This window comes from Agrobacterium tumefaciens (genome assembly GCF_013318015.2).
Taxonomy (GTDB): domain Bacteria; phylum Pseudomonadota; class Alphaproteobacteria; order Rhizobiales; family Rhizobiaceae; genus Agrobacterium; species Agrobacterium tumefaciens.
In genome coordinates, this window is sequence record NZ_CP115842.1 from 34687 (window position 1) to 56269 (window position 21583).

The following is a 21583-nucleotide window of genomic DNA, read 5'->3' on the forward strand; positions in this document are numbered from 1 at the left end:
TTACAAATTCACCGAAGCCCGGACACATCAGGGATACGTGAGGCCGAGAGATTGGCGCCATCGCCGGGTCGCCTTCGCCGCCCGGAGCCGCGAACCCAAGCCTGAAAGGACAAGATGATGACGTTTCTGGTCATTGCCTATCTCGGAGGGGCGCTGACAATTCTCAGCCCCTGTATCCTGCCCATCCTTCCCTTCGTTTTTGCGCGGGCGGGGCAACCCTTCCTGCGCAGCACGTTGCCCCTGCTTACGGGAATGGCGGCAACCTTTTGCGCCGTCGCGACGCTGGCGGCGGTGGGCGGCAGCTGGGCAATCAGCGCCAATGAATATGGCCGGCTCGCGGCTCTTGCGCTGCTTGCTATCTTTGGTGTCGGCCTGATTTCGCCCCGCGCGGCCAGCATCATCACCCGTCCGGTCGTCGAACTCGGTAACCGGCTCGCCAATGCCGCCGGCAAGCCAGGGTCAGTACCGACGATTGCGGGCTCGCTGATACTCGGCATCGCCACCGGCCTTTTGTGGGCACCCTGCGCGGGACCAATCCTCGGGCTTGTCCTGACGGGGGCGGCCCTGAAGGGGGCCAATCTGGAAACGAGCCTGCTGCTTGCCGCCTATGCCGCCGGGGCAGCGACATCCCTTGCCGTTGCCATCCTCATCGGCGGTCGGGTATTTGCGGGTATGAAGCGGTCTCTGGGTTTTAGCGAGCGGATCCGCCAAGTGCTTGGCGCGGCGGTGCTTGCCGGCGTCACGGTCATCGCGCTCGGTCTGGATACGGGTTTCCTGTCGCAGATTTCCTATGCGAGCACGGCATCCTTCGAACAGCAGGTGCTCGATCGGCTCCACACCGCCAAAGCGCCTGAAGCGGCGACGGCGGCGGGTGCCAGCGCCAGCGCTACCGCGGCCCGGTCAGAGCTGCCGGTTGAGGGCAAGGCTCCATCCCTCGACGGCGCCGTCGAGTGGCTCAATTCCCCGCCGCTCACGCGCGAGCAATTGCGTGGCAAGGTCGTCCTCATCGACTTCTGGACTTATTCCTGCATCAACTGCATCCGCACCATTCCCTATGTGCGGGCCTGGGCAGACAAATACCGCGATCAGGGCCTCGTCGTCATCGGTGTCCACGCCCCCGAATTCGCCTTTGAAAAGAAGATCGACAATGTCAGGCAGGCCGTCGCCGGCTTCAAGATCGATTACCCGGTGGCAATCGATAATGATTACAAGATCTGGCGCGCCTTTGATAACAACTACTGGCCGGCGCATTACCTGATCGATGCCAAGGGCCAGATTCGCTATCACCATTTCGGCGAAGGCAATTATCGGCAGACCGAAGAGGCGATCCAGGACCTGCTGCGTGAAGCCGGCAGTAGCGCTTCCTCCAGTGCACCGGTGAGCCCGGAGGCGACAGGGGCTGAAGCAGGTGCGGATATCGGGCACATGCGCTCCGGCGAAACCTATATCGGCTACCGACAGGCTGAGAATTTTGCATCCAACGAGGCGGTGCGCGCGGACACGCCGCGCGACTACTCCGTCACGACGCCTTCCCTCAACGAATGGGGACTTTCCGGTACCTGGACGGTTGGCGCGGAAGCGGCCACACTTGATGCGGCTGATGGCGGCATCACTTATCGCTTCAGCGCCCGTGACCTGCATCTGGTCCTTGGGCCGGCAAGCGCCGGAAAACCGGTTCGTTTCCAGGTCACCATCGATGGGCATCCGCCGGGTGCGGATCACGGCGCCGACACGGACGCCGAAGGCAACGGCGTTGTCACCTCAACCCGTCTTTACCAGCTCGTCCGCCAGTCCGGCACCGTCGAAGCGAGAACCTTTGCCATCCGCTTCCTCGACCCCGGCGTGCAGGCCTATGCCTTCACGTTCGGCTGAACCTGCATTTTCCTTCCCTTTCACATTAAACCAAAGGAAAAACATGATGCACCGTCGTCTCATGCCAAAATTCGCGCTTGCCGTCGCAACCGCACTGATCGCTTTTGCCGCGCAGGCGGCAGAGGTGAAGAATATCGTCATAGTCCATGGCGCGCTGGCCGATGGTTCGGCCTGGCGCCGGACGACAGAGATTCTTCAAAGTCGCGGTTTCAACGTCACGATCGTGCAGGAGCCCATCACCTCGCTTGCCGATGATGTGGCGGCCACCAACCGTGTCCTCGATCTCCAGCAGGGCCCGAGCCTGCTCGTCGGGCACAGCTACGGCGGCATGGTGATTTCGGAAGCCGGCAATCGACCGGACGTGGCCGGGCTGGTCTATGTCGCCGCCTTCCAGCCGGAGAAGGGAGAGAGCCTTCTCGACCTCGCCGGCTCCAAACCGCCGGCCGGCAACGGCATCAAGCCAACGAAGGATGGCGCGTTCCTTTATCTCGATCCGGCCGTCTTTGGACAAGATTTCGCCAGCGATCTTCCGCGTGAGGACGCGACATTCATGGCAAGCAGTCAGGTCTTCGCCGCCAAGGCCGCCTTTGCCGCCAAAGTCGGCGAACCCGCTTGGAAAACAAAGAAAAGCTGGTCGATCGTCGCGACGCAGGACAGGTCGATCAACCCCGATCTCGAGCGTGACATGGCAAAGCGCGCCGGCAGCGCGGTGACCGAAATTGCGGCAAGCCATGCGGTCTTCGCCTCCCAGCCCGATAAGGTTGCAGACGTCATCGAACAGGCCGCCCGGCAATCCTCAAAGTAAGCGCACCTCGGTAAGATCAAATGCAGCCGCCCCGGATGCTGGGGCGGCTGTTTGCGTTGGAAGGGCGAGACAAATGTATCAGTCTGTATCCGGAATGCACCCTGCTACAAAACCATTCACAGTCGCCTCCCTTGGGACACATCGACGATACACGCACCCTGTTACCTGCCCGGCATCCAACACGGACAGGAGAGACAGCCAATGACTTCCGAGATCAATTTCCAGCGCCGCCGCTTCTTTGGCATTGCCGCAATGACGGTTGCCGCCGTCGAATTCGCTTCAGTAGGCCTTGCTCATGCCAAGGGCGAAGCGCCTTCGCCTCAGCCGTCAACCGGACGCGACGGAGCCACCTCCTTTGGCGCCCTGAAGCAGGTTGAAGCGGGTGTACTCAGCGTCGGTTACGCAGAAGCTGGCCCCGCAGACGGCCCGGTCGCGCTGCTGCTGCACGGATGGCCCTACGACATCTACAGCTATGTCGATGTCGCGCCCATCCTTGCATCGGCTGGATATCGGGTGCTCATCCCCTATCTGCGCGGATATGGCACGACCCGTTTTCTCTCGGACGACACGGCACGCAATGGACAGCAGGCGGCGCTTGCGGTCGACATGATCGCCTTTCTCGACGCACTAGGCGTCAAGCAGGCCGTCGTGGCCGGTTATGACTGGGGCGCTCGCACCGCCGACATCATGGCCGCACTCTGGCCCGAACGTTGCACCGGGCTCGTGTCGGTCAGCGGCTATCTCATCGGCAGCCAGGAGATCAACAGGAAGCCGCTTCCGCCCAAGGCGGAACTCTCTTGGTGGTATCAGTTCTATTTCGCGACTGAACGCGGCCGTGCGGGTTACGCAGCGAACACCCGCGACTTCGTGCGCCTGATCTGGCAGACGGCATCTCCGACCTGGAAATTCAGTAACGAGACCTTCAATCGTTCGGCCACCGCATTCGACAATCCCGACCATGTGGCCATCACCATCCATAACTACCGCTGGCGGTTGGCACTGGCAGACGGGGAAGCCAAGTACGATAAATACGAGCGCCAGCTTGCGAAACTTCCCGTCATCACCGTGCCGACGATAACCTTGGAAGGCGACGCCAACGGTGCTCCGCATCCGGACCCTTCCGCCTATGCATCGAAGTTTTCCGGCAAATACCAGCACCGCAACATCAGCGGCGGCATCGGCCATAACCTGCCTCAGGAAGCGCCAGAGGCTTTTGCCAGGGCTGTTCTGGACGTCGCAAAGCTTTAAACTTGCCGAAGCCCGCGAACCGTTGTCTTACTGCATGTGACAGCGGGGCGCGCGGTAGCGGGCCACTCGAACCGTCCGGACGACGAAGGCATCCAATGGACCATATCGACCATATTCTCGTCGTGGACGACGACAGGGAAATCCGGGAGCTGGTCTCCAGCTACCTGAAGAAGAACGGCCTACGTACGAGCGTGGCGGCCGATGGACGGCAGATGAGAAGTTTTCTCGACGGCAATACCGTCGATCTCATCGTGCTCGACGTGATGATGCCTGGCGATGACGGGCTAGTTTTATGCCGAGAGCTGCGGGCGGGGAAACACAAAGCCACGCCGGTGCTGATGCTGACGGCCCGCGATGACGAGATGGATCGCATTATCGGGCTCGAAATGGGCGCCGACGACTATCTGTCGAAGCCCTTCGCTGCCCGTGAGCTTCTTGCGCGGATCAAAGCCATCCTGCGCCGCACGCGGATGCTGCCTCCCAATCTGCAGATCAGCGAGGCCGGGCAACTCCTGACCTTTGGTGAGTGGCGCCTCGACACGGTGGGCCGTCACCTGCTCGACAGGGAGGGCACGACCGTGGCCTTGAGCGGCGCCGAATACCGGCTCCTCAGGGTCTTCATCGATCATCCCCAGCGCGTCCTCAACCGGGACCAGCTGTTAAATCTAACTCGGGGCCGCGATGCCGAACTTTTCGATCGGTCGATCGATCTTCTCGTGAGCCGCGTGCGCCAAAGGCTGGGGGATGACGCGCGCGAACCCGTCTACATCAAGACGGTGCGGGCGGAAGGCTATGTCTTTGCGGTCCCCGTGGAGATTTCGGAGCCGCGGATATGAACGGCCCACGCCTGCTCGCCGGCTGGTGGCCGCGCTCGTTGCGGTCCAGACTTTTCATCATCCTGTTTGCGGGCCTCGCCATTGCCTACGGTCTGTCGTTCAGCATCCTCTTTGCCGAACGATATATGTCGGCAAAGGCGGTCATGCTCGGCACTCTTGAGCAGGATCTGGCTGTATCGATCGCAATAATCGACCGCCTGCCTGCGGAAGAGCGGGCGCAATGGGTCCATCGCCTGAGCCGCAGCAATTATCAACTCGTCCTCGGCCCGGGTGTTCCAGGTGTTTCCGACATGTCCGGCCGCGGCGCTGAAATTGCGCAGAGGATCGAGGAGGCCGCAGGACACCGTTTCCCCGTCAAGGTCGAGTCCATTCCCGGCGACGGCAAGCGGCTTCAGGCGCATCTGACGCTATCGGACGGCTCGCCCCTCACAATTGACGTGACACCGCGCGGCGTGATGCCGCTGGCGGAGTGGCTGCCTTATGTCTTCGCCGCGCAGATGGCGCTTCTTCTTCTGTGCACCTGGTTTGCAGTGCGACAGACGACCAGACCGCTCAGCGCGCTGGCTGCGGCAGCCGAAGCGTTGGATCCGGGGGAAAAGGGGTTGCCGATGAGTGAGAGCGGCCCAAGCGAAGTTGTCCACGCCGCCCGCGCCTTCAACGCGATGCGCGATCGCGTCGCCCAATATCTCGAGGAGCGGGTCCAGATTCTTGCGGCGATTTCGCACGACCTGCAGACGCCCATCACCCGGATGCGGTTGCGGGCCGACATGGCAGACGATACGCCGGAAAAGGAAAAGCTGGTCAGTGACCTGCGTGAAATCGAACGTCTAGTACAGGATGGTATCGCTTATGCACGCAGCGCTCATGGCAATGGCGAGAAATCCTCACGTATCGATCTGGCCTCTTTCATCGACAGCATAGCTTACGACTATCAGGATACCGGAAAAGCAGTCACGGTTGACGGTATGGTGCGCGGCACAGTATCGACAAAGCCACATGCCCTGCGAAGAATCCTGACGAACTTGATAGATAACGCACTCAAATTCGGGGGCAGTGCGGAAATCAAGGTCGACCGGCGCACTGAAGGCACCGTGGTCATCACGGTGCTCGATCGTGGGCCGGGCATCCCCGACGAGATGCTGCAAAATGCCATGCAGCCCTTTTTCCGGATTGAAACATCGAGAAACCGCGACACCGGCGGAACAGGACTCGGACTTGCGATCGCGCAGCAGCTCGCCGGAACAATCGGCGGTTCAGTGCGCCTCTATAACAGGCAAGGCGGCGGGCTTGCAGCCGAGGTGGCTTTTGCCTGAGAGGGACGCAGGTCAACGATAAGTATCCCTTATCATTTGATCACCACTGGCTCCGGAATAACGACGGCTTGGGCCTTAGCCGAAGTAAGCACTTCGCCAGATGGTGTGTGCGCCATACCATCGACAACGTTCCAGCGAATGAGCTTCCCGTGGAGAGTCGCATAGCAGCTATTATCGCTCGCAGCCGTCACTCTCATTGACGACCTCCAGCAGACGTGATTGTGAAGCTTAGGATCCACGATGGCCTTGCATCCACTGGGATCTGACCTTCCCGTTCGATACCATGGTGTCGCTTGCACAGTCGACAACAGGAAAGCCCAACCACTCTTAGGATCCGCACAGACTGTCGGGCTGTCCGTGCTATTATCATAGGAATACACTCCGACCATTGCTACCTCATTCGTGCCTGGGCGAGGCACCCAAGTCTCCTCCTCTGGCTGCAGCACCTGACGTTTTGGTAGATACGCTTGAGCCGAACCGTGCTCTACGTTAACGGATACAAGCCAGTCCGTTGCGCCGTTCGGAAGCGTGACCGTGATCGTGCAAGTCTTTCCAGACTCGAACACAGTCCCCTTCTTCCTGCATGAATCCCCACTTGTCACATTAATACCTTTGGGGATTGTGATGTCTTCGGTAAGCGCCGTAGTAGTGTCTACGCCCTTCTTAACCGGATATGTATGCCACTCCAAAATAAGGGCGGCATCATCAACATCGTAGACTTCAAACCGCGCTGTGAAGCCGCCATTCCTTACACATTCAGCCCATCTTTTCAAAATTTCCTTGTCGCCTGAGGCTAACAGAATTGAACTTTCGTTCTTGACGATGGTTGAAATGTTCAACTTTGAGCCAATCTCGTCGATATACCGTTGAAAATCCTTTTCGTCATTGCTGCCGGTGAGAGAGAAACCTCCGTAGCCAAAGCCTCCACTGGCGGCAAGGTCCCGGGCAATTTCCGCGCTAGACTTTCTGGTATATTCCGCGGCCAAGATTTGCTGAAAAAACATTCCGTATCTGTATTGAGACACCTGTTTAGTGCCATCAACTAGGACTTCTCCACAATTGTTGGCCGAAGCAGGACTCGATAAGGCGGAGAAGCCGAGAAGCAGTGACACAAATAAAAAAAGCCATCGAGTCATTTTGAATCCTCCAAATGAGTTCGATTAAGGGCAAAATTACTACTCTGGATGTTGGCCCGCAATTCATCTAAAAGGTGTAATGATCCGGGTTCCCGCAGGTTTGCAACCGATTTATATGCGACCACAGACGTGCTTGGACCACAATATCTGCGAGCAAAAAGCCTACATGAGAACGGCTGCAATAATCGGGCTTCTAGGCAGCGACCCGATTTATGGACTTTCGAAATCGCTGGGGAGGACAACGAGGAGGTATTCCGCTGGAGGCGCCCGATGTCATCTTGGATTTCACCGCGAAGCTTCGACCTCCCCCAGTGCGAGGCCGGAGCGATTTCTACCCGTCGCGTCGAAGAGCAGTTCAAGTGACCGAATGTCTATCCGGATGAGCGGCCGCGATCTCCCGGAAACCAGCCCGCGCTCGACACGACAAAGATTTGCCGTGAAATCCAAGTGACCTCGTTCCAAACGCTAATGATAGGATCGACTTTACTTGCGGTTCTTTGCCGTCACGGTGTCGGACATAGTTCCCCGTTCCTACTGCCTGTGGGTTACTGCTTGCCGACTCTGCTGATTGGTTGAGCGTTGGCCATGGCCAACCTGTCTCAGCATTCTCACAGCGTGCAGATCGGGACAAATCACGGTCCCAGCGACCGCCGAAACCCGCGATTCTGGAGCCTCTCGTGACTAAAGCGACGACATCACAAACCTCCGTCGAGCGGCGCGCCGAAGAACTCGACACCATCGCGTCCGTCCTGCCGCTCGAGCGTCGCGACGAGCTCGCCGAGCTGCTTACTGATCAGGACGTCGAGACGCTGCGCCATCTCGTCAACCAGGGCATGGGCGACAACACGCTGCGGGCGCTGATCTTCGATCTTGCCTATCTTGAAGCCTGGGGGCTGGCGATCACTGGCAATTCTCTTCCCTGGGCTGCACCGGAAGCACTACTGCTGAAATTTGTCGCCATCACCTCTGGGACACGGAAAAACGCGCAACAGATCCCGACCACGGCATGCCAGCTACGGTCGATGAAAACCTCCGGCGTCAGGGCTTTCTGAAATCCGTTGGCACGCACGCGCCGTCTACGTTGCGCCGGCGGCTGGCGAACTGGTCGACGCTGATCAAGTGGCGCGGCCTCAATGTCGCCTTCACCTCCCTGCCCTCAGGTCGGCCATACGCCTTGCAGTACGCGCCGCTCCGCGAACCCGGGGTCGCAAGAGCGCAGCGTGTTTCGGGGGGGCGGGCGATGTGGCACCGTGTCGAAGCGCGCGCTCGATCCGCAGTCGTTCAATGCGATCATCAAACAGCGGGCGGAGATGGCGGGATTGGATGCGGCTGAGTTTTCGGAGCACCGCCTGCGGTCCGGTTATCTAACCGAGGCTGCCAACCGCGGAATTCCCCTGCCAGAAGCCATGGAGCAATCACGCCACCGATCTGTCCAGCAAGCATTCAGCTATTATAACAGTGCTACACGGAGAAGCAGGCGAGCGGCCCGATTGTTGTAGATCGGGTCTCACTGTCAGAATTGCCAGGGCGAGATCTTGAGGTTTCGGGTCACCAACCGGCAACCTTTGATCCGCGCTATCGCCGCGATCATGCCGTTCGGAGCCGACATCCACCTCCCCTGCCGCGCAGCGTCTCCCATGATATCGCCATAGGCCAATGCTGCTTCTTCCGTGAAGGCAAACATCTTGTCGGAGAACCGGCAACGCCAGCTCACAAGTCCCTCTTCCAGGCGATCGGCGGGCTGAACCGGCCTGATCTTTTGAATACCAAAAGCGATCTCAGCAACTGCAACCGTCGGCAATGCCAATTCGGCGTCGTGACGAACCAGCTATGGTATGATCGCAGAATCGGGAGCTTCCCTCAAAGTCTCCGACATCACATTTGTGTCGAGAAAAATCAAAGCTCGACGCCTTTATGAGCGCGTCTGTTTTCATCGATGATACTGTCGAAATCGATATCCGTACCCGACTGCGATGAAAGACGACTATAGAATTTCGCAGCGGGTTCACGTCCTGCCTCACGAGCCTCATAGGTTTCGAGCGCGCGCTCGACGATATCGGCAATCGTGCGATTTTCTCGGCGGGCGAGCTTATGGGCGAGGTCGCGCGCTTTGGAACTGCGGACGGATAGTTGCGGTGTTACCATTGAGAGCTCCTTTCTCTGGATCCACAGTAACTTAAATTGAAATAGCCATCGAGATGGCATCTGCCATCTCGATGGCTATCTAGTATTGCTGATTTGGCGCCCCGTGGTTTGGTCATCATGCATGTTCGTTCCGCGTGGAGGCCAACACATCCCCTCCCCGAACACCATACTTTAAGCAATTTCTGCCGCAGAGGGCCGCCAAAGTGCTTTTGATGCAGGTTTTGTCATCGCTTCACCGAACGCCGCATTTCGAGCCTGGTGACGTTGTACTTAGCTCATACACTCTTACAACCGGTCATTTTCTCACGCATTCCTTATCTGTACAAAGCACCTGAAAAATGCGCGAAAAAACCATGGTAAAACGGCAAGCCGCCAATCCATAGCAGGACCCCAAACCGGCCGCCGACCTGGCCACCGCAGAACTCCCACCAAAATATCGAAAAGTTGGCGACTGAAGACCAATAACAACGATACTTTTCGATACAGTTTTGCAGTTTCCGGAAACATGCCGGATACGCCGATCCGTCACAAAGCTCCTATCACGAAACGCCGCAACAGCGGCAAAATGAAAGGAACCTCCCGTGACCAAGATCGAGACTGTTCTTTATACCGGCAAGACCCACACGACCGGTGGGCGCGACGGATCTGCGCAAAGCGACGATGGCGCGCTTGGCATCAAGCTTTCCCCTCCGGGCAGCGGAAAGCCGGGCACGAATCCCGAGCAGCTTTTTGCGGCAGGCTGGTCGGCATGTTTCATCGGCGCCATGACAAAGGCGGCGGCAAAACACCAGCTCCGGCTTCCCGCCGAAACCACTGTCGATGCGGAGGTTGACCTCGGCACGACGGGTGGCGAATTCTTTCTGCAGGCTCGCCTGTTTGTCAGCCTGCCCGGTATCGATCGTCCCATCGCGCAGACGATAATAGACGATGCCCACCAGATCTGCCCCTATTCGAAGGCAACCAGGGGGAACATCGATGTTACGCTCATTCTCGCTTAAGCCGATGGTTTCCGCCCGCGCGCTTGTCATCGCCATCGTGTTTGCGGCGATATCTGCAGTACCATGCGTATATGACGCAACATCCGACGAGCCGTCGCCGCTTGCGGGAGTTCTGGGCGCGGTTTCATCGATCTGACCTCAAGGAAACGGCCCGGCGCCCCGCCGCGGCCGTTTTCGCATTCACTTCTTCCTTCCATCCCTTTTGACAACGCCATGGCGTTGCGCAACGCCCTGCGGCAAGCGGATAATCTGTCCACCACCCTTTCAAGATATTGGAGACCGGCCTGCCGGTGGGCAAGCGAGTACTGCCTATGGACGGCGGGTTGCCGAAACCGCCATCTGAACACGGGTCAAAAATCAGGGATGGTCATGTCTTGCGTCACTCCATCGTTGCGCTACGGTTGCGATCAGGGATTTTCACTGGAGGGACTAAGGTATGTGCAACCATTGCGTGATCGAGAACGTGAAAAAGAACATGCTGTCGCGACGCTTGCTGTTCAAGGGCGCCGTGGCCGGTGTAACGGCGATGACGGCTGGCAGCCTCGCGGCCCCGGTGCTTGCGCAAGCACCCAGACAGGTCATCGATCTCACACATACATATGATTCTACATTCCCTACATTCGATGGCAAGCCGGGCATAGAATACGAATGGGCAGCTCAGATCGCCAAGGACGGTTATCAGCTCCACAAACTCACGATCTACGAACATACCGGAACGCATATTGACGCACCTTTCCACTTCAGCGCCGACGGGGCGAGTGTCGATCAGTTGGAGCCGCAGAAACTTGTCGCGCCGCTGGTCATCATAGACATCACAGACCGCGCAAAAGAGGATGCCAATTCCACGATCGAGGCCGAAGACATCGAGCGCTGGATATCCGCAAATGGCGACATTCCGGCAGGTTCGATCGTCGCTCTGCGCTCCGGCTGGGCAACCAGAGTAAAGAGCCCCTCCTTCCGCAATGACGACGCCGGAAAATTTGCCTTCCCCGGTTTCGGCAAGTCGGCAACCGACCTTCTGCTCAAACACGATACGGTCGCAATCGGTGTCGACACGCTCTCGCTTGATCCTGGCAACTCTGCCGATTTCGCAGTTCACAATTCCTGGCTCCCGGCAGGGCGCTACGGCATCGAAGGACTCAATAACCTTGAGGCTTTGCCGGTAAAGGGCGCGACCATCGTCGTCGGCGCGCCTGCACATCGAGGCGGAACGGGTGGTCCGGCCCGGATTCTGGCTCTGGTCTGAACGTAGTACGCCGGGGCGCGCGCCGCATGCAGCAACCGCTAACCTGCCGCATCAGATCAATCCGCTCAGCATCCGCCGCGGTCGCAAAGGAAAGGCCGGGCGACGCGTCGCCCAGCGCTTGACAGGAAGAATTCCAAGCGGTGACGTCGCGAAGAACATATTTTCTTGCCGCATAACGTTAAGTCAAGAAACCACCGCAAGGGAAGGTTTCGATCGATAATCGACGCCTGTATTGCCGTTTAGGGAGCGCTCAGGCGCACCACCGTCATTTTTCCCATTGCGCCCAGCGGTCGTCACCTCGCAGCTCTTCCCACCCCCACCAGTTAAGGCCAGGCAGACATGTTTTCCGGCTCTCTGTAACGCAACGCAGGCGTCCCGGATGTCTGGCGACCTGCTCCAATCGGTAGGCACGATTTGCATTGACTGGCCTTTGAACGAGGTGCCGCGCTGCAAGGCGATCATGAGGAATGAGGGCTCCCATCAAGTATGATCCACTATATGGACCTTATAGATGCGAAAATTAACTGCATAAATCCGTCTATTTACTGTTGATTTCATGAATTTTCCTGTGTATCCCGAATACATGATTTTGTAACGGTCCATATTGTGGAGGCAATATCCCGATACATTCAGACCTTTGGAGGGGTCTGGCCTGTCTGGCAACAACAGCTATCCTGATGTCGCGGTCGTGGCACGGACATCCTGTTTTGCAGACATGTTCATTGCGAAGGTTGTTCTGTGGGAGAGGAGGCCCCGATGACCATGACCGCAAACGCGAATGACGACGTATTTGTACTCGATGGCGAACTGTTGCACACCGGACAGGTAACAGGCTCCTGGTTCATGCGCCCCATCGAGGCCGTGGCGGCAGTGCTGCTGGCGGTGATGATCGGCCTACTTCTGCTGGGCGTGACGTCACGTTATGCCCTGCATCTGCCGATTGTCTGGATCGATGAAACGGCGTCCTTGTGCTTTCTGTGGTTTGCCATGCTGGGCGCGGCAATCGCCATCGATCGCAGTGAACACCTGCGCCTCACGCTGTTTCTCAACATGTTCCCGCAACGTGTTCTGGGCTATATCAATTCCCTGGCACTGGTACTGGTGGCGACATTTCTTGCCGCAATCATCAAGCCCGCCATGGAATACGCCATCGAGGAGTGGGTGGTCACGTCAGCGGCGCTGAATATTCCGATGTCGTTTCGCGCTGCGGCGTTGCCGGTCGGCGCCTGTCTTATGCTGCTTTTGGTGCTCAACAATCTCTTCCGACGAGAAAATCTGCGCGATATCATTGCGGCCCTTGTAACGGTCGCGGTTGCCTCCGGCCTGCTCTATCTGGCATCGCCGATGCTGGAATCCCTCGGCAATTTTAATCTGGCGATCTTCCTCGGTCTGTTCGTTGCGGTATTTCTGGTGCTGGGCGTTCCGATTGCCTTCTGCTTCGGCCTTGGAACCCTCGCCTATCTGACCTTCACCACCTGGGTTCCGACCATTGTGATGATCGGGCGCATGGATGAGGGCATGTCCGGCATCATTCTGTTATCAGTGCCAGTCTTCGTGCTGCTCGGCTGCGTGCTCGATGCAACCGGGATGGGTAAGGCGATTGTCGAGCTTCTGTCCTCGATGTTTGGCCACATTCGCGCTGGCATGTCCTATGTTCTGCTCGGTTCTCTGTTTCTTGTCTCCGGCATTTCCGGCTCCAAGGTTTCTGATATGGCAACCGTCGCACCGGCGCTGTTTCCGGAAATGAAGCGCCGTGGCCACAAACCCAAGGAAATGATCGCGCTTCTGGCCACCGGCGCCGCCATGGCCGATACGGTTCCGCCCTCAATCGTGCTGATCGTTCTGGGTTCGGCGGCAGGTGTGTCTATTGCCGGCCTCTTCACCTCCGGTTTCATGATTGCAATGGTACTGCTTCTGGTGCTGGCCGTTCTGGCCCGCTGGAAGGCGCGGGATGAAAACATGGAAGGCGCAAAGCGCACGCCATGGCCGCAGGTCGGCAAGGCAGCCCTGATTGCCGCACCGGCGCTCGTTCTGCCCTTCCTCATCCGCAGCCTGGTGGGCGGCGGTGTCGCCACGGCAACCGAAGTGTCCACTATTGCCGTGCTCTACGCCATGATCGTCGGCGCAGTGCTTTATGGCGGCATCAGCCTCAGGAAGCTTTATTCGATGCTGGTCGAGACGGCAGCCCTTTCAGGGGCGATCCTGCTGATCCTCGGCTGTGCATCGGCCATGGCCTGGGGGCTGACACAGAGCGGCCTTGCTTTCCAACTGACCGCGATGATTACCGATCTTCCGGGCGGCTGGATGACCTACATGGTCGTGTCGATCCTGATTTTCATGATCCTGGGCTGCGTCCTGGAAGGACTGCCAGCAATCGTTCTGCTCGCGCCGATCATGTTCCCGATCGCCCGCACGCTTGGCATCAATGACATCCATTATTCCATGGTCGTGGTGGTCGCCATGAATATCGGCCTGATGGCGCCGCCCATCGGTATCGGCTTTTACATCGCCTGCAAGATCGGCAACGTGTCGCCGGACGAAGCCATGGGGGCCATCTGGCCCTATCTCGCAGCCATGATCATCGGCCTGCTGCTGATTGCAGCAATCCCCGGATTTTCGACCATTCTGCTCTGAGACCGTGGCGGGTCCGCCCGCCACGCCGATGAATGATAACTGCTTTATTTTGGGAGGAGAAAGCAATGAATATCAACAGACGTACCATGCTCGCCGGCGCCGGTTCCGCCGTACTGGCCACCGCCTTCGTGTCGCGCGCCCGCGCTGCCCAATACAATTATAAATATGCCAATAATCTGCCTGCGGCGCACCCGATGAACATTCGCGCCAAGGAGGCCGCCGAGCGTATCGCCAAAGAGACCGATGGGCAGGTCAATATCAGCATCTTCCCCAGCAGCCAGCTGGGTGCCGACACAGACGTTTTGAGCCAGGTGCGCTCTGGAGGCGTTGAATTCTTCACGCTTTCGCCGCTGATCCTGTCGACGCTGGTACCGAACGCCTCCATCAGCGGCATCGGTTTCGCCTTCCCGAACTACGAGTCCGTATGGGCGGCCATGGATGGCGATCTCGGTAAATATGTCCGTGGCGAAATTGCCAAGCAGAATCTCGTTGCCATGGACACCATCTGGGATAACGGCTTCCGCCAGATCACCAGCGCTTCCAAGCCCATCGCCACGCCGGCCGATCTCGAAAGCTTCAAGATCCGCGTGCCAGTGAGCCCGCTCTGGACCTCTATGTTCAAGGCGTTCAAGTCTGCCCCTGCCTCGATCAATTTCGCCGAGGTCTATACCGCGCTGCAGACCGGTGTGGTCGATGGCCAGGAAAATCCGCTGGCGATCATTTCCACCGCAAAGCTGTTCGAAGTGCAGAAATTCTGCTCGGTCACCAATCATATGTGGGACGGGTTCTGGTTCCTGGCCAACAAGCGCGCCTGGGAGCGTCTGCCGGATGACCTGCGCGCCATCGTCGCCAAAAACCTCAACCAGTCGGGCAAGGATGAACGCGCCGATGTGGCGAAGCTCAATGCCTCGGTCAAGGAAGATCTGATTTCCAAGGGCATGACCTTCAACGACACGGATGCGACACTTTTCCGCGCCGCGCTGAAAGAGGCAGGCTTCTATTCCGAGTGGAAGGGCAAATACGGCGATGAAGCCTGGGCCATACTTGAAAAGGCCGTTGGTGCAAGCCTGACCTGACCGGCCCGTTGAGTAACTGGCCCCGCCCGTAGCGGGGCCAACCCGACTATGTCTGACGATTGGAATGGAGACTGCTTTGACAGGTCGCCTGACGGGAAAACGCGCGCTTGTGTTTGGCGCAGGATCATCGGGGCCGGGATTTGGCAACGGCAAGGCTGCGGCCCTGCAATTTGCCCGCGAAGGCGCGCGCGTAGCCTGTGTCGATCTCTCCGCTGATGCAGCCGAAGAGACGGCTGAGATCATTCGCGGAGAAGGCTTGGAGGCGATTGCGGTTGCCGCCGATGTCACTGAACTACAGTCCGTATCGGCCACCGTTGCCCGCACCTGCGAGGCCTTTGGTGGCATCGATATTCTGCACAATAATGTCGGCGTGACCCATATGGGTGGGCCGGTTGAGCTGGATGAGGAAAGCTTTCGCGCTTCGGTCGATCTCAATATCGGCTCCGTTTATCGTACCTCCAAGGCTGTGTTGCCGGTGATGTTGGCGCAGGGCGGCGGGGCCATCGTCAATATCTCGTCGCTCGCCTCCATTCGCTGGACCGGCTATCCCTATTTTGCCTATTACGCCATGAAGGCAGCTGTAAATCAGGCGACTGTGGCGCTGGCCATGCAATATGCCCGGCAGGGCATTCGCGCCAATTGCATTCTTCCGGGAATGATCGACACCCCACTGATCTACAAGCAGATCAGCAATCAATATGCGTCTGTCGAGGAGATGGTGGCGGCGCGCAACGCGGCTGTCCCGGTGGGTCGCATGGGCGATGCCTTCGATATTGCCCGCGCCGCCGTTTTTCTCGCCTCTGATGAGGCTAAGTTCATCACCGGCGTCTGTTTGCCGGTCGATGGCGGGCAAAGCTGTGCGGTGGGGGCGTTTTCCTGAGATGGCAACAACAACAACGATGCCGGTTGAAAAAGATCTGACGGGCGCGCGCGCGGTCGACCGGGCTCTGGCGCTGCTCTCCATGGTCGGAAGGCACGCGGAACGCGGCGTGGCGCTTTCGGTCATCGTGACAGAAAGCGGACTGAACAAACCCACGGCCCGCCGCCTGCTGCTGGCTCTGATCCGCGCCGGGCTTGTGGAGCAGGATGAGGAAACGCGGCGTTATTACCTCGGCGAAGAAACCTATGTGCTGGGCAGCCTGTCATCGCGCCGGTTTGGCCTTCTTCAAATGGCGCAGGACGGCCTGACGCGCATTTCCCGCCGCTCGGAGGATTCGAGCTTCCTTTCCGTACGCCGTGATACATTTGCCCTGTGCCTTTACCGCGAAGAAGGCACCTGGCCGGTGCGCACCCATGCGCTTCAGGCCGGTTTCGAACACCCCTTGGGTATTGGCGCGGGTTCGCTCGCCATGCTGGCGGCGCTGCCGGACGCCGAGGTGGAAAGTATCATTGCGGCCAATAGCGGGCTGATTGCCGCTAATTATCCCGGCATCACGCTTGAGGGCCTGCGCCGTGATGTCGAGTTGACGAGAGCCAATGGCTATTCGCTCAACCCCGGCCTGATCCTTTCTAATTCCTGGGGTATTGGCGTTGCCATCCGCGCGCCTGATGGCGCGGTGGTAGGAGCGCTGAGCATTGCCGCTGTGGACAGCCGCATGCGGCCGGAGCGCCAGCCGGAACTGGCAGCGCTGCTGCGCGAGGAAGTAACCCGCATCGAGACCCGCATCGCAGAAATGATGGCCAGCCGCGCCCGCACGCGCGGTGAAGGCGACATGAAACGGCAAACGAGGAGAACGAGCAAATGAGCAAAGCGCAGATCGTCGGCTGGGCGCATTCGCCTTTCGGCAAGTCGGCCCTTGAAAATACCGAGCAACTAATGGCTTCGGTCGTGGCGCCGGCCATAGACCATGCGGGCGTCGATGTCAGCGATATCGATGGCATTTTCGTCGGCGTGATGAACAATGGCTTCTCGAAGCAGGATTTTCAGGGCGCCTTGGTAGCGATGGGCGATGAGCGCCTCGCCTATACGCCGGCAGTGCGTTTCGAGAATGCCTGCTCAACAGGATCGGCCGCCCTCTATAGCGCCATGGACTTCATCGAAGCCGGGCGCGGCCGCATCGCACTCGTTGTCGGCGCCGAAAAAATGACGGCGCTGCCGACCGCAGAGGTGGGCGAAATCCTGCTCTCCGCCTGTTACCGTGCGGAGGAGGCCAATATTCCCGGCGGGTTTGCCGGCCAGTTCGGCCGCATCGCACAGGCATATTTTCAACGTTATGGCGACCGCTCGGAAGAGCTGGCGATGATTGCCGCAAAGAACCACGCCAATGGCGCGGTCAATCCCTATGCACATATGCGCAAGGATTTCGGCTTCGATTTCTGCAATACGGTTTCGGACAAGAACCCCTACGTCGCAGGCCCGCTGCGCCGCACCGACTGCTCGCTGATTTCTGATGGCGCTGCCGCGATCATTTTGGCCGACGAGGAAACGGCAGCCACACTCAACCGCGCCATCGGTTTCAGGGGCCGCAAGCATGTCAACGACATCATGGCATTGAGCCGTCGCGATCCGTTGGCCTTCGAAGGCGCGCGCCGCGCCTGGGCCGGCTCGCTGGAACTTGCCGGCGCAACGCTCGACGACCTCTCTTTCGTTGAAACGCACGACTGCTTCACCATTGCCGAACTTATCGAATATGAGGCCATGGGGCTTGCGAAGCCCGGTGAAGGATATCGCGTTGTCCAGGATGGAACGGCCCTGAAGACCGGACGCCTGCCAATCAACCCATCGGGTGGATTGAAATCGAAAGGTCATCCCGTCGGGGCGACCGGCGTTTCCATGCACGTCATGGCGGCGATGCAATTGATGGGCGAGGCAGGCGACATGCAAATTCCCAATGCCTCGCTTGCTGGCGTGTTCAACATGGGTGGCACGGCGGTTGCCAATTACGTCTCGATCATGGAGCGTGTGAAATGACGATGCAAAGTGCCGTGCAGCATCCCGCGGGCGGGGTTGCGCCCTCCACCACGCGGGTGATGAACCTCTCGCATTTCCTGACGCAGGCGGCACGCCGCAACCCGGACCATATCGGTTTCGTCTGGGGTGAAAAGACTTGGAGCTGGGCTCAAATGGAAGCCCGCGTCGACGCAATGGCCCATGCGCTGGAGACTGAATTCGGCGTCAGAAAGGGGGACCGCATTCTGGTGCAGTCCTCCAACAACAACCAGATGTTCGAATCCATGTTCGCATGCTTCCGCGTGGGTGCGGTGTGGGTGCCGACCAATTACCGTCAATCGCCTGATGAAGTTGCCTATCTGGCGAAGGCCAGCGGCGCACGCGGCATGATTTGCGCCAGTGCTTTTCCCGATCATGCTGAAGCCAGCCATGAGGCAAGCACGATCGATTTCAGCATCGCCATCGGCACGGCAGAGTTCGGTGAGGATTACGATGCCATCGTGGCCCGTCACATGGGGCACAAAGTCAAAAGCCAGGCAGTGGATCGGGATGACCCGTGTTGGTTCTTCTTCACCTCAGGCACCACCGGCCGGCCCAAGGCTGCAGTGCTTACCCATGGCCAGATGGCGTTCGTCATCACCAACCATCTCTGCGATCTGATGCCCGGCACTGGACCGGACGACGCCTCCATCGTCGTTGCCCCGCTTTCACACGGTGCGGGCATTCACCAGCTGGTGCAGGTGGCGCATGGCGCGAAAACCGTGCTTCCGGCGGCGGAAAAGCTCGATGTGCCCGCCGTCTGGGCGCTGATCGAAAAATGGCGTATCACCAACGCCTTCACTGTACCGACCATCCTTAAAATGCTCGTCGAAGACCCCTCTGTGGATCGTTTCGATCACTCCTCGCTGCGCTATGTCATCTATGCCGGTGCGCCGATGTATCGCGCGGACCAGAAGCGCGCGCTTGCAAAGCTCGGCCCGGTGCTGGTGCAATATTTCGGCCTGGGTGAAGTCACCGGGAACATCACCGTGCTGCCGCCTTCGTTTCATAACGCCGAGGACGGTCCGGAAACGCGCATCGGCACCTGCGGCTTCGACCGCACCGGCATGGAAGTGCAGATCCAGAACGATGCTGGCGCGGAGGTTGGCGCAGGCGAAACCGGCGAAATTTGTGTAATCGGTCCCGCCGTTTTCGCCGGCTACTACGATAATCCCGAGGCCAATGCCAAAGCCTTCCGCAATGGCTGGTTCCGGACGGGCGACCTTGGTCATCGCGATGAGAACGGCTTCCTCTACATCACCGGGCGCGCCTCCGACATGTATATTTCCGGCGGCTCGAACATCTATCCGCGTGAAATCGAGGAAAAAATCCTCATGCATCCTGACATCAGCGAGACTGCGGTTCTGGGTGTGCCGGACGCGGTGTGGGGCGAGGTCGGTGTGGCCGTTTGCGTGGCCCGCGAGGGCGCAGATATCGCCGCCATCGATCTGAAGGCCTATCTGGAAGGCAAGATGGCCCGCTACAAGCTGCCGAAATCAGTGGTGTTCTGGGATGCCATGCCGAAATCCGCCTACGGCAAGATCACCAAGAAAATGATCCGCGAGGAACTGGAGAAACGCGGTCAGATGCCGACTTTCGAAGAAAAGCGGACAGGCTGACAGGCGTAACATTCAATCGGGAGGAGACGGCATGACACAAGAAAAGACAGAGACAAAAGGGGCTGTCGCGATCACCGGCGGTGCATCCGGCATCGGCTTTTCCACTGCGCAACTCCTGATGGCGCGCGGCTGGCAGCCATGGTTGCTGGATCTCAAGCGCGAGGCGCTGGATATAGCCTGCGAAAAGCTCGGTATCGATCTCTCGCGCGGCATCGTCTGCAATGTTGCGGACGAGGCATCGATAGAGATGGCTTTCGCCGCCCTGACGGCTAACGGTGCCGATCATGCGGTTGATCTGGTCGCCGTCGTCAACAGCGCCGGCATCGGTATCGACAAGCTCTCCGTCGACACAAGCGTCGAAGAATTTCGCCGTATCGTTGATGTCAATCTCGTCGGCAGCTTCGCGGTAGCGCGCACTGCCGCACGTTACTGGCTGGAGCGCGATCTTGCCGGCTCGATCGTGAATATCAGCTCTGTTTCCGGCATGTGTGGAAATCGTGGCCGCAGCGCCTATGGCGCTTCGAAAGGCGGCGTCAATCTTCTGACGATGGTAATGGCAAACGAGCTGGGGCAATCAGGCATCCGTGTCAACGCAATTGCTCCCGGTCCGGTCGACACCCCCCTCACCCAGGCGGTTCATACTGAAAATGTTCGCGACCAATGGCATAGCCGGGTTCCGATGCATCGCTATGGCAGGACGGACGAGATCGCCTCTGCCGTTGCTTTCCTCGTGTCGGATGACGCAAGCTACATCAACGGACAGGTGCTTGCCGTGGATGGGGGCTTCATTACCGCGGGGCTTGCGGTATGACGGAGACAGGCACGCAAGAGCTTCCCCGCCACATCGTCCATCCCGGACCGATCACGCCTGAACGCTTTCGCGCCGTCGGCTGCCATGCCTATCCTGTTACTCTGACGGTCCGGTCCGGCGTAAATGCCAACCAAGCGATTGCCGATGCCTTTGCGGAGTTGGGGTTCGAAGGCGGTTACGTCAGACTGAAGAACGTACCGATGAAACGGCTGCATTATGTCATGCCGGCAGCCGCACCGGATGACGCACATGCCGCATGGTATAGCGAAACCTTTTCCATGCCGGGTGGCACAATCATCGATGCCGGCCTGCATATGGGCCGGCGTGATAGCGCGCCGTTTCTGCATTGCCATGGTTCATGGAAGAGTGCCGACGGCGTTGTCTCCATGGGGCATCTACTGCCTTTCGAGACCGAATTTGCTGTAGAAACACCGCTTGAAGCTCTGGCGCTAGATGGAGCGATCCTCGATGTGCAAAAGGATGAGGAAACCAATTTCGCCCTTTTTACACCCATCGGGCAGCAGCGCCACCAAAAGGGTTCGGGTCTTCGGGCACTTTTATGCACAGTGCGCCCCAATACCGATATATGCACGGCACTCGAAGAGGTCTCTACCCAGTTTGGTCTGCGAGAAGCCGAAGTCAATGGAATTGGCAGCCTGGTCGGTGCGGATTATGAAGACGGAACAAGCCTCAACGCCTACGCGAGCGAAATCCTCATAAACAAGGGCCGTATCGGCCCGGCCGCGTCGGGAGACCGACAAGCAATGCTGGATATTGCGATGGTGGACCTCACCAGACATGTCAGCGGCGGGCGGCTGGTGCGCGGCAAGAACCCGGTCTGCGTTACTTTCGAGCTACTTCTGACCGAAAGACAGGGGCACGCCGCATGAGTTGCGCTGCGCAACTCACCGGCCC

At 58.9% G+C, this 21583-nt stretch carries 18 protein-coding genes and 1 pseudogene; 16 read left to right on the forward strand and 3 right to left on the reverse strand.

All coding sequences use genetic code 11. From position 1 onward, the window contains the following. Positions 1 to 114: 114 nt before the first annotated feature. The 5 genes from G6L97_RS13825 to G6L97_RS13845 all read left to right on the forward strand — a co-directional run bounded on the left by G6L97_RS13825 (position 115) and on the right by G6L97_RS13845 (position 6074). On the forward strand, positions 115 to 1872 hold the full coding sequence (locus G6L97_RS13825; protein ID WP_174003021.1) for a cytochrome c biogenesis protein DipZ: 1758 nt from the start codon (positions 115 to 117) through the stop codon (positions 1870 to 1872). Between the two features lie 46 nt (positions 1873 to 1918). Further along, on the forward strand, positions 1919 to 2677 hold the full coding sequence (locus G6L97_RS13830; RefSeq protein ID WP_174003024.1) for an alpha/beta hydrolase: 759 nt from the start codon (positions 1919 to 1921) through the stop codon (positions 2675 to 2677). A 201-nt stretch (positions 2678 to 2878) separates the two neighbouring features. Next, positions 2879 to 3925 carry an alpha/beta fold hydrolase gene (locus G6L97_RS13835; protein WP_174003027.1) on the forward strand — a complete coding sequence of 349 codons (1047 nt, stop codon included), beginning with the start codon at positions 2879 to 2881 and terminating at the stop codon, positions 3923 to 3925. Between the two features lie 95 nt (positions 3926 to 4020). Continuing rightward, positions 4021 to 4761, forward strand: coding sequence for a response regulator (locus G6L97_RS13840; protein WP_174003030.1), 741 nt, complete (start codon positions 4021 to 4023; stop codon positions 4759 to 4761). Further along, the gene (locus G6L97_RS13845) at positions 4758 to 6074 is read left to right on the forward strand and encodes an ATP-binding protein (protein WP_174003033.1); all 1317 of its coding nucleotides are present in this window, start codon (positions 4758 to 4760) and stop codon (positions 6072 to 6074) included. The genes G6L97_RS13840 and G6L97_RS13845 overlap by 4 nt, the downstream gene beginning before the upstream one ends. A 32-nt stretch (positions 6075 to 6106) precedes the next feature. Here G6L97_RS13845 and G6L97_RS13850 read toward each other — a convergent pair whose 3' ends face one another. Beyond that, the gene (locus G6L97_RS13850; protein WP_112402153.1) at positions 6107 to 7210 is read right to left on the reverse strand and encodes a hypothetical protein; all 1104 of its coding nucleotides are present in this window, start codon (positions 7208 to 7210) and stop codon (positions 6107 to 6109) included. A 677-nt stretch (positions 7211 to 7887) separates the two neighbouring features. Here G6L97_RS13850 and G6L97_RS13855 point away from each other — a divergent pair. Continuing rightward, positions 7888 to 8709, forward strand: a pseudogene (locus tag G6L97_RS13855) (tyrosine-type recombinase/integrase). A 14-nt stretch (positions 8710 to 8723) separates the two neighbouring features. Here the strand turns inward: G6L97_RS13855 and G6L97_RS13860 are convergent. Together G6L97_RS13860 and G6L97_RS13865 are read right to left on the reverse strand one after the other, a co-directional pair. After that, positions 8724 to 9038, reverse strand: a complete 315-nt coding sequence (locus tag G6L97_RS13860; protein WP_236773624.1) for a PIN domain-containing protein — start codon at positions 9036 to 9038, stop codon at positions 8724 to 8726. 68 nt (positions 9039 to 9106) lie between these two features. Then, the gene (locus G6L97_RS13865; RefSeq protein ID WP_006313527.1) at positions 9107 to 9355 is read right to left on the reverse strand and encodes a type II toxin-antitoxin system VapB family antitoxin; all 249 of its coding nucleotides are present in this window, start codon (positions 9353 to 9355) and stop codon (positions 9107 to 9109) included. 581 nt (positions 9356 to 9936) lie between these two features. Here G6L97_RS13865 and G6L97_RS13870 point away from each other — a divergent pair. The 10 genes from G6L97_RS13870 to G6L97_RS13915 all read left to right on the forward strand — a co-directional run bounded on the left by G6L97_RS13870 (position 9937) and on the right by G6L97_RS13915 (position 21558). Beyond that, positions 9937 to 10353, forward strand: coding sequence for an organic hydroperoxide resistance protein (locus G6L97_RS13870; protein WP_174003036.1), 417 nt, complete (start codon positions 9937 to 9939; stop codon positions 10351 to 10353). 436 nt (positions 10354 to 10789) lie between these two features. Next, positions 10790 to 11599, forward strand: a complete 810-nt coding sequence (locus tag G6L97_RS13875) for a cyclase family protein (protein WP_173993470.1) — start codon at positions 10790 to 10792, stop codon at positions 11597 to 11599. 756 nt (positions 11600 to 12355) lie between these two features. Then, positions 12356 to 14233 (forward strand): TRAP transporter large permease, encoded by a 1878-nt coding sequence (locus tag G6L97_RS13880; RefSeq protein ID WP_174003039.1) that lies wholly within the window; start codon positions 12356 to 12358, stop codon positions 14231 to 14233. A gap of 65 nt (positions 14234 to 14298) precedes the next feature. Next, positions 14299 to 15309, forward strand: a complete 1011-nt coding sequence (locus tag G6L97_RS13885) for a TRAP transporter substrate-binding protein (RefSeq protein WP_087745442.1) — start codon at positions 14299 to 14301, stop codon at positions 15307 to 15309. Between the two features lie 76 nt (positions 15310 to 15385). Further along, positions 15386 to 16189, forward strand: a complete 804-nt coding sequence (locus G6L97_RS13890; RefSeq protein WP_161974186.1) for an SDR family NAD(P)-dependent oxidoreductase — start codon at positions 15386 to 15388, stop codon at positions 16187 to 16189. 1 nt (position 16190) lies between these two features. After that, complete coding sequence (locus tag G6L97_RS13895; RefSeq protein ID WP_174003042.1) at positions 16191 to 17054, forward strand: IclR family transcriptional regulator; 864 nt, start codon at positions 16191 to 16193, stop codon at positions 17052 to 17054. Further along, positions 17051 to 18220 (forward strand): acetyl-CoA acetyltransferase, encoded by a 1170-nt coding sequence (locus G6L97_RS13900; protein WP_003517520.1) that lies wholly within the window; start codon positions 17051 to 17053, stop codon positions 18218 to 18220. Before G6L97_RS13895 ends, G6L97_RS13900 begins: the two co-directional genes overlap by 4 nt. After that, a complete protein-coding gene (locus G6L97_RS13905; protein ID WP_174003045.1) occupies positions 18217 to 19857 on the forward strand; it encodes an acyl-CoA synthetase in 1641 nt (546 codons plus the stop codon). The genes G6L97_RS13900 and G6L97_RS13905 overlap by 4 nt, the downstream gene beginning before the upstream one ends. A 31-nt stretch (positions 19858 to 19888) precedes the next feature. Next, the gene (locus tag G6L97_RS13910; protein ID WP_142851515.1) at positions 19889 to 20668 is read left to right on the forward strand and encodes an SDR family NAD(P)-dependent oxidoreductase; all 780 of its coding nucleotides are present in this window, start codon (positions 19889 to 19891) and stop codon (positions 20666 to 20668) included. Beyond that, positions 20665 to 21558, forward strand: a complete 894-nt coding sequence (locus G6L97_RS13915; protein ID WP_142851516.1) for a PCC domain-containing protein — start codon at positions 20665 to 20667, stop codon at positions 21556 to 21558. Before G6L97_RS13910 ends, G6L97_RS13915 begins: the two co-directional genes overlap by 4 nt. Positions 21559 to 21583: the final 25 nt, after the last annotated feature.